Origin of the sequence: Pseudomonas sp. (assembly GCF_050739655.1) — a bacterium.
Taxonomy (GTDB): domain Bacteria; phylum Pseudomonadota; class Gammaproteobacteria; order Pseudomonadales; family Pseudomonadaceae; genus Aquipseudomonas.
On sequence record NZ_JBOIBY010000462.1, the window covers coordinates 1 to 12,552 of the forward strand.

12 protein-coding genes are annotated in these 12,552 nt (G+C 59.4%); 1 reads left to right on the forward strand and 11 read right to left on the reverse strand.

Going from position 1 to position 12,552, the window contains the following annotated elements:
- From ACRESJ_RS22165 to ACRESJ_RS22190, 6 genes are all read right to left on the reverse strand, one after another.
- Positions 1-3,011 (reverse strand): phage tail tip fiber protein (locus ACRESJ_RS22165; RefSeq protein ID WP_431759826.1); only part of this gene is annotated, 3,011 nt, incomplete at its 3' end.
- A complete protein-coding gene (locus tag ACRESJ_RS22170; RefSeq protein ID WP_431759827.1) occupies positions 3,008-3,406 on the reverse strand; it encodes a DUF6950 family protein in 399 nt (132 codons plus the stop codon). The genes ACRESJ_RS22170 and ACRESJ_RS22165, both read right to left, overlap by 4 nt.
- 2 nt (positions 3,407-3,408) lie before the next feature.
- Positions 3,409-4,011: a hypothetical protein gene (locus ACRESJ_RS22175; protein WP_431759828.1), complete on the reverse strand. Its 603-nt coding sequence runs from the start codon at positions 4,009-4,011 to the stop codon at positions 3,409-3,411.
- A complete protein-coding gene (locus ACRESJ_RS22180; protein WP_431759829.1) occupies positions 4,011-4,595 on the reverse strand; it encodes a hypothetical protein in 585 nt (194 codons plus the stop codon). Before ACRESJ_RS22180 ends, ACRESJ_RS22175 begins: the two co-directional genes overlap by 1 nt.
- Before the next feature lie 18 nt (positions 4,596-4,613).
- Positions 4,614-8,318 (reverse strand): phage tail tape measure protein, encoded by a 3,705-nt coding sequence (locus ACRESJ_RS22185; RefSeq protein ID WP_431759830.1) that lies wholly within the window; start codon positions 8,316-8,318, stop codon positions 4,614-4,616.
- 66 nt (positions 8,319-8,384) lie between these two features.
- Complete coding sequence (locus tag ACRESJ_RS22190) at positions 8,385-8,783, reverse strand: hypothetical protein (protein WP_431759831.1); 399 nt, start codon at positions 8,781-8,783, stop codon at positions 8,385-8,387.
- Positions 8,784-8,917: 134 nt separating this feature from the next.
- Here ACRESJ_RS22190 and ACRESJ_RS22195 point away from each other — a divergent pair, with 134 nt between their 5' ends.
- Entirely contained in the window at positions 8,918-9,322 is a 405-nt protein-coding gene (locus tag ACRESJ_RS22195; RefSeq protein ID WP_431759832.1) for a hypothetical protein, read from the forward strand.
- A gap of 273 nt (positions 9,323-9,595) precedes the next feature.
- On the opposite strand, the gene ACRESJ_RS22200 is transcribed toward ACRESJ_RS22195, so the two are convergent.
- From ACRESJ_RS22200 to ACRESJ_RS22220, 5 genes are read right to left on the reverse strand one after another with little or no spacing between them, the layout of a single operon-like run.
- Entirely contained in the window at positions 9,596-10,111 is a 516-nt protein-coding gene (locus ACRESJ_RS22200; RefSeq protein ID WP_431759833.1) for a hypothetical protein, read from the reverse strand.
- Positions 10,112-10,159: 48 nt separating this feature from the next.
- On the reverse strand, positions 10,160-11,329 hold the full coding sequence (locus ACRESJ_RS22205; protein ID WP_431759834.1) for a phage tail tube protein: 1,170 nt from the start codon (positions 11,327-11,329) through the stop codon (positions 10,160-10,162).
- Positions 11,330-11,389: 60 nt separating this feature from the next.
- Positions 11,390-11,788, reverse strand: a complete 399-nt coding sequence (locus ACRESJ_RS22210; RefSeq protein WP_431759835.1) for a phage tail terminator-like protein — start codon at positions 11,786-11,788, stop codon at positions 11,390-11,392.
- Entirely contained in the window at positions 11,785-12,165 is a 381-nt protein-coding gene (locus ACRESJ_RS22215; RefSeq protein WP_431759836.1) for an HK97 gp10 family phage protein, read from the reverse strand. The genes ACRESJ_RS22210 and ACRESJ_RS22215 overlap by 4 nt, the downstream gene beginning before the upstream one ends.
- Complete coding sequence (locus tag ACRESJ_RS22220; protein WP_431759837.1) at positions 12,165-12,551, reverse strand: glutamate 5-kinase; 387 nt, start codon at positions 12,549-12,551, stop codon at positions 12,165-12,167. The genes ACRESJ_RS22215 and ACRESJ_RS22220 overlap by 1 nt, the downstream gene beginning before the upstream one ends.
- Position 12,552: the final 1 nt, after the last annotated feature.

Here is a 12,552-nt window from a genome sequence, read left to right on the forward strand (position 1 = left end):
AACACGTTGTTGGCGTCGTAGACCGATACGTTCAATGAGTTAATCACCAACCGCCCCTGCCCAGGAACGATGCCGTTAATTTCTAACGTGCCGTCCTTGTTCAGAATCCATCCTTGCTGTCCGGCGACATAGTTGGTCGAGCTGATGTAGTTGCCAATTTTGGCGTTGGTGATGGCGCCGTCCATGATGAATGCCGAGTTCATGAACACTTGGCCGCCTTGCACTGCAAACGGAACCGAAAGGGCGCCACCTGCAATGGTGTTGACGATGGCAAAACGGTCGGCTGCGACCAGGAACTGGCTCTGCAAGCCGGCCCCCGTGTTCTCGATGCCGAGACCTATGCCTGCCGCGATGTACTTGCCATCTGCGGCAATCTGCATCTTTACCGACCACATCGTCGACAACTTTCCGGAAGTGTCAGCGTAAGCCGTCGCTGTCTCCTGAATCTCGGCTGTATTGTTGTCGACCGTCGCCGTCAGTTGGGTGATCTTCGTTGCCGTCGCCGACTCGTTTGTGGCCACCACCTGCTCAAGCTCGGTGATGTTCGCCGCGTTCTCGTCGATCTTGGCGTCGAAGGTCGTCAGGCGGCGTGCTGTAGCCTCGTTTTCAGAGGTGCGCACCTTTGTTTCCGTGGCCATAGATGCGGTGCTTTCCCAGCCTTTCAGTGCATCCGCCAGCTCCCCTTCGCCATTGTCGTCTCTCGACGATGCCTGCAGCGCTTGGAAGGCTGTCGCCTGGGCGGTGACCACGCCGTCAATTACGGTTATGTCGGCGGTATTGGTCGCCACCTGCTGTGCCAAGCCGTTGGCGGTTTCAACCGTCTGCCCAACGTCGAGCCAGTACGCCGGGTTAGGCGGAGGCGTATCGAGTGGAACGTCGCCGGTCGCTTGATAGATCCGTTTGCCGACTACGACCAGGTCGTACTCAACGTAGGTCGATTCTGGGTCATACGCCTTAAGGCCATCCATCGCATCGATCTGCGCCTGAAGCCCCGGGATCTTATCGATCTCGTCGACGATGTCTTGCCCGAGTTCAGTTCGGCCAATCTTCCCAGCCAGCGCCGCGAGATAGGCTGACACGTCGTTCGAGGTCTGAGTCGGCACATAAAGGAACGAGCTTTTCCCGTAGGCGTTCGACGAGCGGATGAAGTAGTAATAGTTCGTCCAGAACCCAAGGCCGGTATGGGTGAAGGACAAGCCCTGCCCCAAGTAATCCGCATCATTGGCCGTAGCTGTCGGCGACGTGCTGAAGAAATACTCGTAGGTGCCGCCATTGAGGCCGGTCGCGGGGTTCTGCGGGATCAGCACGATGTTGTCGATCGAGGACTGCACCACGCAGCTTTCAGGAATGGGCGGCCCCATGATGCCTACAGTGATAGTCGCCTCGCCGGAACGAGCCATTGGTCCCAGCGCCGCCACGCTCATCGTGTAGCTACCAGACGGAAGGCCGTTGATGGCGCACTCGGTCGACGTTGCTGGCACCGAGTGTGACTGAACAGCCGTTGCACCCTGGCGAACAATGACGACGTAGGACGACACAATCCCGGCCGGAGGCGACCAGGACAGCACGCCCTGCACTACTTCGGCCCCGGTGTTTTGCGTCCAGGTCAGGCCCGTAGGCGACCCAAGGCCGCCGGCTGGCAGATTGATGAAGCCCAGCGGGTTGTAAGGTTCGCCCACGGCATCATCGAAGATCGCCGCTTCGTATTGCTTGACCTGAACAGTGCAGCCTTCGCCGCCACTCATTGACCAGTCGGAAACGATGAACTCGCCAAGGATGTTCAGCGACGGAAGGTTGACCCGAACCACGCGACCCGGCCGGCAGTTGTAGCCGGAGAAGTTCATCGGGATACTGATCGCGCCACCGGCTCGGCGTCGGCGCAACTCCATGTTCGCTAGGCGCTGCGCCTGATAGGGGTCGGTGACGTACGAATAAGTGAGCGTTTCCGCTGCCTCGCCGCCATCCTCGACGATCCACTCGGCGACACTGACTTCCGGGTAGTCGGTCTCTGTCCAGGACTGAGCGGGGTCGATAAACGTCCCGCGAACGGTGTTGATCGCTGAGTCATTGGTCGATTCAGTGCTGCCGGTGACAGTGCCGATCACCATGTCTTCGGTGATTTCGAAGTCGTACGGGCCGTAATAGGCGCCAGCCTGGAACATCCAGCGGCCACCCACGCGGATCAGATGCCCACCAGACGCAGCCTCAAGCTTCTGCAGAACGCCGGTGCGCTGCTCATCCGCGCCAATCACGCAGCCTGTCCGGTAGCGCTGACTGGTAGATCCATCGGCATTGGTCAGCGCCTCGTCACAGACGTTGGCCGCACTGGCGAAGGTCTCAAACACGATCTCGTCGTCAGGCACGCCGCAACGAGCCCGCAGGAACCAGAGCAAGTGCAGTGCTGTGTTGGCGCTGTAAACGGCGGTACCGGTGCGCGGGTCGTAAACGTCATTACGGCCACGCACGACAAATCGCGTATCTGGAATGCCCGATGGAAACTTCTCGGCGCTGTAGCGCAGGGAAACCCGAACATAGGAAAGCCCGCGGCCGATCTGGCTGTCTTTCCAGTCCGGGCAGTTAGCCTTTAGAAACGCATACACTTGGGTCGGGTTTACGACGAGCTCGTAGCTGGCCAGCGCGCCGAAGGTGCTGATCTCTTCCTCGCCCAAATAGATGGCTTCCAGCGCATCAATGGCGCCTTCGCACAGCACATAGACCAGGTGCAGCCATTCGCCCTCGCCCTGCGCGCCCGACTGCTCTTGCGCCCAAACGAGAACGCCGCCGGTTGAAACTCGACCGAGGATGAAGCGAGCCGGCGCTTTTGACGACCGGACGGTCTGCGCCGATGGCTCGTTGTCGCGCAAAGGTGACTTGGCAGTAAGCTTTTCCTGTTGCTCGGCCGCGTAGAAGGCCAGCGCCGCACCAGCAGCTGCGCCCCATGGACCGCCTTGAACGAAACCAATGGTTGCGCCGACCGCGACCTGGGCTATTTTCTTTACGCCGCTGCTCATTCAACCCTCCAGGCGGCCGATGGCGCGCATTCGACTCGGGCCGCGCCGTTGTCAGTTGTTGCCCAGTAATCGCCCGCCCAGTAAACGGCCATGCTCCGGCCGCCGGGCGCTTCGTACATCACGACGTCGCCGCGCTGGATGAAGCTCAGTGGAATCCGTGTGAAACAGGCGTCCCACGCCGCCTCTAGGCTGCCGTGCTGCTTCTTCAGCTGACGCTTGGCGCCCCTCTCGGTCGTGTACTTGCCGCGGTACTGCTCGGCAGGATCGACGCCGCACACCGCCGCGGTGCAGTCGGCAGCGAACAGGCAGCAGTCAAATTCGCCCCATGAAAAAGGCCGCTCTTGGGCGGCCTTGATCACGTCGTTCAGACGGGTTGTCCAGTCTCGATAGCGCATGGCTAGCTTCCATAGGTGAATGTCGGTGCGTCCTTCTTCGAGCCCCAGTAGATGGGCCACTCGGACATTTGCGCGATGGCGTAGAAGAACCGGTCGCCTTCATGGCGTGCGCGGTGGTTCTCATCGGTGAAGCGCTCGGTACCGGTACGGCTCCACTCGGCCATGCGGTCGGTGACCGGGACAGTGATGCTGTTGCCGTCTTCGCCGTTGCCGGCAAAGGAGAACTTGGAAGCATCCATGCGCCCGGAAAACAGGATGTCCGCTGCGTAGTTGCCAGCCTCGTCGAACACCACAAACATGACCTTGGCCCCACGCCCACGACAGCCGCGCACATTGGTTTCGGAGAGGATGTATGCATCGAGGCCGCTGAGCGTCAGCTCGACGGACATCGGCGACCCTGAGTTGTCGCTTTCCTGCGACTGGCTCACTTCGCCGAAATTGCCCACGCCTTGGTAGGTGATGCCATCGACCACAAGGTCTCCGGTGCCGGTGTGCGCGAATACCATGCCGTCGACGAAATCGAGCTGCACGGCATACACAGGCATGAACTTGCCGGTCGCGATGATGTTCACCACACTCTGGCTGAACGGGAATGCTGAGGGCATCAGAAGGCCTCCCTGAATTGGTAGCTGCCGTTTGCCACGACTTGGCGGACGGACATCGACCAGGTGTCAGAAGTCATGCGCATTTCCGAGTAGGGGTTCAGGTACTCAACCGCAGCGCCCGCTGTGAGCGCCTTGCGAATTCGCTTGTTGAGCAGCACAGTCACCCGGCCCTGCGCGTTAGCCGATGCCGGATCGGTCACTTCGAACATCTCGCCGGCGACAGTGATGTAGTCGCCAGCACTGAAGGCGGCCGCGCTGGGCGTTGCGCCCGCGATGACCATGCTCCGCGCCTGGGCGGTACCGGTAACGACCGTCAGCGTGCCGACGCTCACCGTCCTGCGCCGCGTGAAGGCTGGCAGGTTGAACGTCCCGAACATCCCATCGAGGCGCCCGAGGAACGCCGACAGCTCGCGCTCCTGGGCTCTGGTTAGCAGCCCAAAGGTCAGCGTGCACTGCCAGTAGGCGCCCGGGAAGCCGACGATTTGCTGGGCATTCGAGAGCGTCGAAGTGAACGCCCTGCTGTTGTTGACGATGCCCCACGTCATTTCTGACGGGCACAGCGAAGCCGGCCATGTAATAGCCATGCAGTACTCCTTAAAGGCTTAGCGCCGCGCGATCAGCTGGCGGATTGTTCCGTTCTGTTTCAGGTCGCGCACGACCAGCTCGTAGCCGCCCTTCGCCCCCTGCATGGCCGCCTCCTTCACCAGGTTTATGGTTGCGTCGTCCGGTGTGCCTTGGAAGCTGAAGGACTGATGAATGACCGGGGCAGCGCTTTGGGCGGAAGAGTTTTGCGTGACGCTTGAAGTCGGCGCCGCCGACCCTACATAGCCGCCATCTGCATAACCGTGCTTATTAATGCGCTCTAAGTAGTCACGCATGCCTGGCTGTTGAACCACTTCCTTACGGATCACGACCTCGCCGCCGTGCACAACACCCTTGGGCTCATACTTTCCGCCGTCGCCGGTATAGCCACCATCGGAGAAGCCGAACTTCGAGCTGTAACCCGCCGCCGAAGCGCCAAGACTCGATGACGTAGCTCCGGCAGAGCCAGCCGCGAGACCATTGCTCGCAGCGGATGCGCCACCAGTAAACCCACCGATCAACGTGCCGAAAATTCCAACCGCTGCTTGGCGAATCTGGATGCGGACCAAGTCAGCGATGATGCCGTCGGCCAGGTCCTTGAATGACAGCTTGCCGGTCTGCACAAACCTGATAATGCCGTCCTCCATATTGGTGAAGGCATTGGAGAACAGGTTTCGCGTCTGCCCGGCCACATCGGCCGCCTGCTCTTTATAGGTCTGAAACGCTGATCTTGCACCGTTAGACCAGTCTGCCTGGGCCTTATCCACTTTGGCCCAGCCGTCCTCCATGATCTTTACCTGCTGAGGAAACATCTCTTCAGTGATATTGATCTGGTCTTGCAGATCCTTGCGTTGCTGGTCGGTTGATGCTCTGGCAAGCTTGGTGCGCAGATCGAGGATTCGGTCATTATGATCGCTCTCCAGCTTCAGTCGCTCCGAGGCTCTTTGTGCCTCTTCCGATCCCTGACCAATAGCAGCGGCCGCCTGATTGGCAGCTTCCTGCTGGGTCTGAAGCTGCTTCTGAATCTGTAGTCGATACTGCTCGGCCTGGCTCAATTCGTCAGTTTTTGCGATGACAGCAGCGTAATCCTTGGATGCCTGCCCAAACGCAACACCGTATTGCTCCTGGGTGATCTTCCCCTTCGAAAGCGCAAGCTGCAGCTCTTCCTGCGCCTCGGTCAGATCTCGAGCAGCCTGGGCTGCCGGGTCTGCCTTTTTGTACAGAGCATCGAAGGCGCTCAATGCAGAACTCAGTGCGCCTTTTTCGCTTGACCCTTTTGGGGTTTTAGTTGGCTTGTTTGACGTGGTACCGGTAGTGATCTGGGCTGCAGCCTCATCTGCCATCTGCTGCGGAGTTTTGCGCGGAACAACTGGCGCTGCCGGTGCTGTGCCGCCATTGGTCAGCAGCCCATAGCCCCCAGGGTTCTGCTGCGCAGCCGGCTTGGTAAGCAGTGATGCGTAGGAGGCTGCAGCGACCTTCTCTATAGCTGTGATTTGACGCTTCGAGCTGTCCTCGGCAGATTTCGCCGCTTCTATGTCAGCCTTTTTCTTGGCTGCTGCAAGATCCTCGGCGGCCTGCATGGCGGTGTAGCTCGCCACCAGAAGCCCCTTCAGGCGCTCCTGCTCGGCTTTGTTGTTCTCCTTGACCGCGTCCTGGTACTTATTGAGCAGATCGGTCTGGGCTGCGATGGCCTTGGCCTGAGCTTGCTGCGTGGCATTGGCACCCATCTTGACGGCGGTGTATGCCGCTTCAGCTGCTGCGTTGGCGCCTACCAGGTCGCGAGCCTTGGTCAGTTGGTCAATGTACTTATCCCACGCCTGAGCGTTGGAGCCATTGGCCTTGCTGGTTTCGCCCTGCGAAGCTGCCAGCTTGCCGTTGCTGGCCGACAAGTCCTGTGTGTGTTTGTTGACGGACTGTAGGCGCTCGGCATATCCATCAGCCGATTGAATGTTGGTGTCATAGCCGGCTGCAATTCCTTCCAGCGACGACTTGAAGTCACCCGACAGGCCTTGCGTCGATTGCAGCCAAGCAGTTACATCGTCCAGGGTTTTCCGCCCTGACTTTACTTGCGCAATCATGCTCGACAGAGTCACCAGGTCGGACACCCGCGCAGCGCCTACGGAAGTGATCGCATTCTCAGCGATATTTCTGTACTCGCTGGCCGAGGCCGACGCCTGATCGAGTGCCGCCTTTTGTGCATCAGCCCACTTAGACGCCTGATTGCGCTGCTGCGCTGCGGTCAGGCTGTCAAACTTCTTGACCGTCTCGTCAATCGTCAGGTTTTGATCAATCAGCGACTGCGTGCCGGTGTCGGCTGAGCTGCTGAAGTAAAGGTAGGCGCCGGCAGCCAGCGATGCGGCCAGCGTGATAGCACCGAGCGGCCCGCCAATCGCCGCCAGGGCAGCGCCACGGGCTGCCGCTCCGCGAGTTAGGGCTGCATTCAGGTTGTTTTCTACGACTGCCTGCGCCGCCTTGGCTTCGGTCAACGCCAGCGTGGCAGCACGATTCGCGCTGGATGCCGCGATCTGGGCCTCCAGAGCAAATGCCTCAGCGTTGGTTCCGCGCGTCGCCAGCAGCTCGGCGTTGGCTCGGGCCAGCTTGGCTCCGGTCATTTGCTGCTCAGCTATGGCTCGGCGTGTAACGGTCTGCGCTGCCTGAACTTCGGCGGCAGCAGCCAGGCGAGCGGCATCCACCTGGCGCAATGATGCGGCGGCATCGACGGCACGGGCCTGGGCCGACAGCGCCAAAGATCCGACCAGCTTCACGCCCATGCTAGTGGCGAACGCGCCAGTAATAGCCATCAGTGCGTCGGTGTTGGCTACTACGGTTTTCAGTCCGTCGCCGCCCACTGCGACTACGTTACCGAGGCCGGTAGCGATGGACTGGATGCCGCTGATGACTTCGGGCTTGGCTAGCGAGTTGGCCAGCGCGTCTACAGAACTGATCAGCGGGTTGATGTCGATCTGGCCGACAGCGGCCAGGAAGTTGTTTTTCAGCGCCGTCGAAGCCTGCTCGAACCGGCGCGGCATGCGATCAAGCTCTGAGTTGAGCGAGGTCAGCGATTTCAGCAGGGCATTGGTCACGACCTCGGCAGTGATCTTGCCGTCGGCGGCCATCTGGCGAATATGTCCGTTGGTGACGCCCAGGTATTCGGCCAGCGCGCGAGTGATCCGCGGTCCCTGCTCCATAACGCTGTTCAGTTCTTCGCCGCGCAGCGTGCCGGACGCTAGGCCCTGGGACAGCTGAATAGCGGCGTTCGATGCCTCCTGCATGGTGGCTCCGGAAATGACGAACGCCTTGTTGATAGCATCGGTCACGCCAAGCAATTGCTCGGTGGTATAGCCAGCACCCCGTGTGGCGTTGGCCAGGCGGGTATACAGCGATACGGTCGCCTCGAGGGAGCTGCCCGTATTGTTCGCCATCGTCAGCAGCTTCTGGAAAGTATCGGTCGCTACCGAATTCGACGAACTAACGAGCGCCAAAGATCCCTGCATGGACTTGAAGGCGTCGGTCAGCCGGATGATTTCGCTGGCCACTCGACCTGCGCCCAGCGCAGCAAACGCCGCACCAGCAGCCCGCGCCGCAGATCCTGCACCATCCATGGAGCGGGTGGCCTGATCGCCGACAACGACCAAGTTGTTCAGGGTGATGCGCAGCTGCTCGCCATTGCGCTGGGCCTGCCGCGAATCGATGATGATATCCAGGCGGCTTGATTGCTGAGCCATGACTTTTCTCCAGGCAATAAAAAGCCCGCTCGGAGGCGGGCTCATGATGTCTTAAATTATTAGGCTTCAGCTTCTGGCTTTAAGGTCCTTCCGGATCTTGGCCTCGCGTATTTGCTCGTCAATTTCTGCCTGAATTAAATCTTCATTCGCTTTGACCTTGGCAGCAGCGCGTGCTCTGGCGTCAATAATTTCCTGATCTGATCGTTTTTGAGCGGCGATCTGCGCATCTTGCGACTGCATTCGAGCATTTCGGTCACTTCTTATTTTTGCCGTCGCTTTCTCTCGGCGCGGACAAACTACGAAAAAGAAATACCCGGCATAAATAACGCCGGCCAGCACAACGGCAGCAATGGCCGCGACAAAAAACGCTCCATAGGCTATGACGCCTACTGCGACAACCCCGGCAAGCCATGGCGCTACAGCTATCGCAATGATGGCGAGCAAAATGACGATTAGAATCTGCATAGCACCTCCCTGATAGATATGGCAATCTAACATCATCCAGTGGGGGCGCCAAAAAATCCGGCGTAGACGGGACTTACCACTACCCCTTCACTTCATGATTAGATGCCAGCCCACGACAAGCCAAGGAGATAGGTATGGAATTGTTTTCACTCAGCGCTGATGAACTATTAAGAAGTCGCGGCGCTCTGGCGCAGGTTGACGGTATCCCTACGCATGAGCTTGCAGACCAAAAATATGACATAGAAGCAATGCTTCAATGCTGCTACGCCGAGGAGGCAAGCTATTGGGCGCAGGAAGAAGGATCAAGACTCTGCGCCAAACCATTTTTCTTTGAGAGGGTCGCGATCCTGAGCAGAAAGGCCAAAGATTTCGCGCAAGAAGTGGCGATTTGCGAACGCTGGGTTTCAATCATAAGTGATTACAAGTCTCAGCCAATGGTCAAAAAGAAGCGCGCAGCCTTGGCTCATAAAGGACCGAGATCCATAGCCATCATCGCGAGACTAAAGGTTGCTAGGGCCGAACTGAAAAAGCACTCCTGACGCCCGCCCCGCCTCACCCTCTCTACTCAGACTTGTTCTTTTCTGCCCATCGCTCCCTGAAATCGTCATCGAGGGCGAATATCACTGCGTCAAACTCTTCGCGATCGTACTGCTCGCCGTAGGCGGCAAGGTAATCGTTCAGCGCTCCGATAGAGAGAGGCGCCGGAGCCCCGTTCATGCCGACATACTGACGACCCCGACTGACGACGTAGTAGGCCTGAAGAATGTCAGCCGTAACCCCGTCTATCTCCGGGGGCGCCGGGATATCAGCTCTCAGCCTTTCGTGGACTTTTCTTTTTCGGTCGTTTTCCGGACCCGCCCACTCGGCTGCCCAGCGGTAGGCGGCAAGGGCTTTTCCACTGTGTCGGCCACCTGCTCCTTCTGGCGCAGAGCAATGTCGTTGGCGGTCTTCAGGACGAGAAAGTAAACCTCGGGCATCTGCTCGATCAGTACGACGCCGCGTTCTGGGGTGTACGGGGCTGGCGTGCTTGGGTCTTCGGCTTCGGCCACGCCTTCCCAATCAAGGATCAGGTGCTTGCACTGCAGCTCGACAAACAACATGTCAGGGTCTGGAATCTCAAGCGGTGACTTCTTGAGGATGTCGAATTCATCGGTGCCAACGCCCATCTGGCGAGAGGCGAACTCCAGGTGACGCTGCACTTGGCGGAAATCACTGGTGTAGCCGGCTCTAGCCGACGATCCAACTTGCAAGCGGAGACCGGGTGCCGGCTCAATCCAGCGCGTGGAAATGGAGTCCAACGGGTCTTTCTTCTTCAGAATGAAGGTCATGCTGAGTCCTTGTAGCCGCCCGGTGATGGGCGGCTTTCCATGGGGCCGTTAGGCGGTAATGGTGACGTTCCGGGTTGCGGTCTTGCTCGGGTCCGAAACGCTGGTCGCGGTGATCACGGCGCTGCCAGCGGCCACGCCAGTGACCAGGCCGGTAGAAGACACGGTCGCCTTCGCGGGATCGCTGGAAGTCCAAGTAACGGCTTGGCTGGAGCCGGACGGCAGAGCGGTCGCGGTCAACTGGGCGGTTGCCGCTGCTGCGATATTCACAGTCGCCGGGGCAATCGACAGGCTGGTCACTGCCACGAACGGCGCGCGGGTAATGGTTGGCGGTGTGCGGCGGGCAGCCACATTCAGCTGTACCTCGATCACGTCAGTTGCCGCACCGTCCGGCCAGTCGCCGTTCACTTCCATTTCCGGGAGGGTGATGGTGTATCGGCCGTCGCCGTTCTCGATCGTGAAGCTCACGGCAATTGCATCGCCGGTCTGCTGCTTGATCCAGAGGTTGTACGAGGCGGCAGACCAGGCCACGGTGATCGAGCCCGTTGCGCTGAAGGTGGTCGGAATGACGTTACCGATGAATGCGCCGTTGTTGATGCAGCGCTGGGTCTGGACGTTGTTATCAAACGTCAGGTCCATGGCGCTGATGCAGGTGCCGCTTTCCGGCGTGGCCTCGACACCGTCCAGGGTCAGAGACGTGAAGTCCTTGAAGTTGAAGCGGCGGGCATTCGCCTCGGGTGCTGCACTGGAGAAATATGGGGTCGCATCGACCTTGCCAGCCCAGCCAATGGCCGTCATGTTGGTGGCGACGGTGATGTCGTCATCGGTGCCGAATGTGAACGCCATGCTTGCGACTTGGGCGCCGCGGGCGATTGAGGACACCAAGACATCGCTGGCGAACGACGCCACCGAATAGCTGATGCGCTCATCACCAACGGTCAGCGTATCCGACGACCAGCGACTTCCGAAGCAGGACTCAAGGAAGTCATCGATTGCGCCGCCGTAGCGCCACTTCTGGCCGATCTCGCCTGCCACGTCGATTGTGGTCGCGCTGGTGCCTTGGTTCATGCGCGTCTGCGAGATCTCGTTGTTTTCCGCGGTGTTTTGGGTCGGGCCGAGACCGTAGGAAGTACGGATCAGCTCTTTCCAGCCGGTGGCCGGGGTTACGCCCTGCGTCACTTCTTCGACGTAGGCCGTTCTGTTCTTGGCGCCACTACTCATTGGGTGCTGCTCCTATCGATAGGCGTAAAAAAACCGCCTTTTGGCGGTGAGTGAATGGGCTCAGTGCGCCCGGTAGGGAATTTGTATGTTGACCTGATACCAACCCAGCCCATCGTCACCCACGGTATTGGCTGACGCCGCGAAGCAATCGAAACCATCTTGGCTGAAGAACTGGAAGTGCTGGACCAGTGTGTCGGCCGCCTTGGTGATGGCGAGCGTTCCGGTGTAGGTCTTGACGAACAGCTGAATGATGATTACGCCGGTTCTGCGCACGCATGGCGCTAGGCCTATCTCGGGCGCACCGGAAAGGCCGGGCACATCAGACAGCCGCGCCCATATCGCCTTCCCTGCCGGATCGAAAGGCTTTGGCGGGTTCGGGTAATCGACACTTGCAGCCGGGATTCCGGTCCACTGCGTCATGCGCGTGATGATGATGGAACGGATCTGCTCAAAGGTCATGAATTGGCCCTCGCCACGCTATTGAATGCCGCACCAAACATGCCGATAGGCGCCTGCTTGGAATAGCCGTCCTCGAGGCGCTCAATGTATGGAAGGTTGTTCTGCAGATAGACGACCGTGTACGGCTCCAGGCCGCTCAGGCGACTCGCTCCGGCCATGATGGTGCTGCCGCCCGACTTGTCGTAGCTATCAAGCACCTGATACACGGGAGATCCGATGCTGACGATGGTGTTAGCCCTCGCTCGCCCGGTATCGACCGGCATCCGCATCGTTACCTCGTTAAGCATCTGAATCGCGATGGTCCTGATCTTTTTCGAAAGGTCTTGCTCTACGACCCCCATAAACAAGGTCGGCGGGACACTCCATCCTCTGGCCATTAAACCTTCCTCAGCTGGATCTGATACGTAGCCGACGCCGGATCAACCTGCACCGACTTGACCAGATAACTGACCGTCTGCGCGCGGTCGGCCAGATCAGGAGCGGCGATGGCGTGCCCGATTGCCGGGGCATCCGTAACTTCGTTGGTCAGCGCGATCAACTTCAGATCGCCCGACAGGATGTTGATATTGTCGATGCGCTTGGTTTCGTACTCGGCCAGCACGCCGCGCCCGGTGTAGGTCACGGGAACCGACGTATCCGTCTCTTCGACTGGGTCCCAAACGCCTGGACCTTGATACGAGCCAGTGAAGGCTGACACGGCATCGGCCAGCTTCCCGTCGAACGCCTTGGCCAGCTTGGCCTGAAGCTTGTCCTGTAGGCCCATG

What these genes read in the sequence shown, in the direction of transcription:
- ACRESJ_RS22170 (WP_431759827.1), bottom strand. Translation starts at nt 3,406, where the DNA reads ATGCGCTATCGAGACTGGACAACCCGTCTGAACGACGTGATCAAGGCC.
- ACRESJ_RS22175 (WP_431759828.1), bottom strand. Translation starts at nt 4,011, where the DNA reads ATGCCCTCAGCATTCCCGTTCAGCCAGAGTGTGGTGAACATCATCGCG.
- ACRESJ_RS22180 (WP_431759829.1), bottom strand. Translation starts at nt 4,595, where the DNA reads ATGGCTATTACATGGCCGGCTTCGCTGTGCCCGTCAGAAATGACGTGG.
- ACRESJ_RS22185 (WP_431759830.1), bottom strand. Translation starts at nt 8,318, where the DNA reads ATGGCTCAGCAATCAAGCCGCCTGGATATCATCATCGATTCGCGGCAG.
- ACRESJ_RS22190 (WP_431759831.1), bottom strand. Translation starts at nt 8,783, where the DNA reads ATGCAGATTCTAATCGTCATTTTGCTCGCCATCATTGCGATAGCTGTA.
- ACRESJ_RS22195 (WP_431759832.1), top strand. Translation starts at nt 8,918, where the DNA reads ATGGAATTGTTTTCACTCAGCGCTGATGAACTATTAAGAAGTCGCGGC.
- ACRESJ_RS22200 (WP_431759833.1), bottom strand. Translation starts at nt 10,111, where the DNA reads ATGACCTTCATTCTGAAGAAGAAAGACCCGTTGGACTCCATTTCCACG.
- ACRESJ_RS22205 (WP_431759834.1), bottom strand. Translation starts at nt 11,329, where the DNA reads ATGAGTAGTGGCGCCAAGAACAGAACGGCCTACGTCGAAGAAGTGACG.
- ACRESJ_RS22210 (WP_431759835.1), bottom strand. Translation starts at nt 11,788, where the DNA reads ATGACCTTTGAGCAGATCCGTTCCATCATCATCACGCGCATGACGCAG.
- ACRESJ_RS22215 (WP_431759836.1), bottom strand. Translation starts at nt 12,165, where the DNA reads ATGGCCAGAGGATGGAGTGTCCCGCCGACCTTGTTTATGGGGGTCGTA.
- ACRESJ_RS22220 (WP_431759837.1), bottom strand. Translation starts at nt 12,551, where the DNA reads ATGGGCCTACAGGACAAGCTTCAGGCCAAGCTGGCCAAGGCGTTCGAC.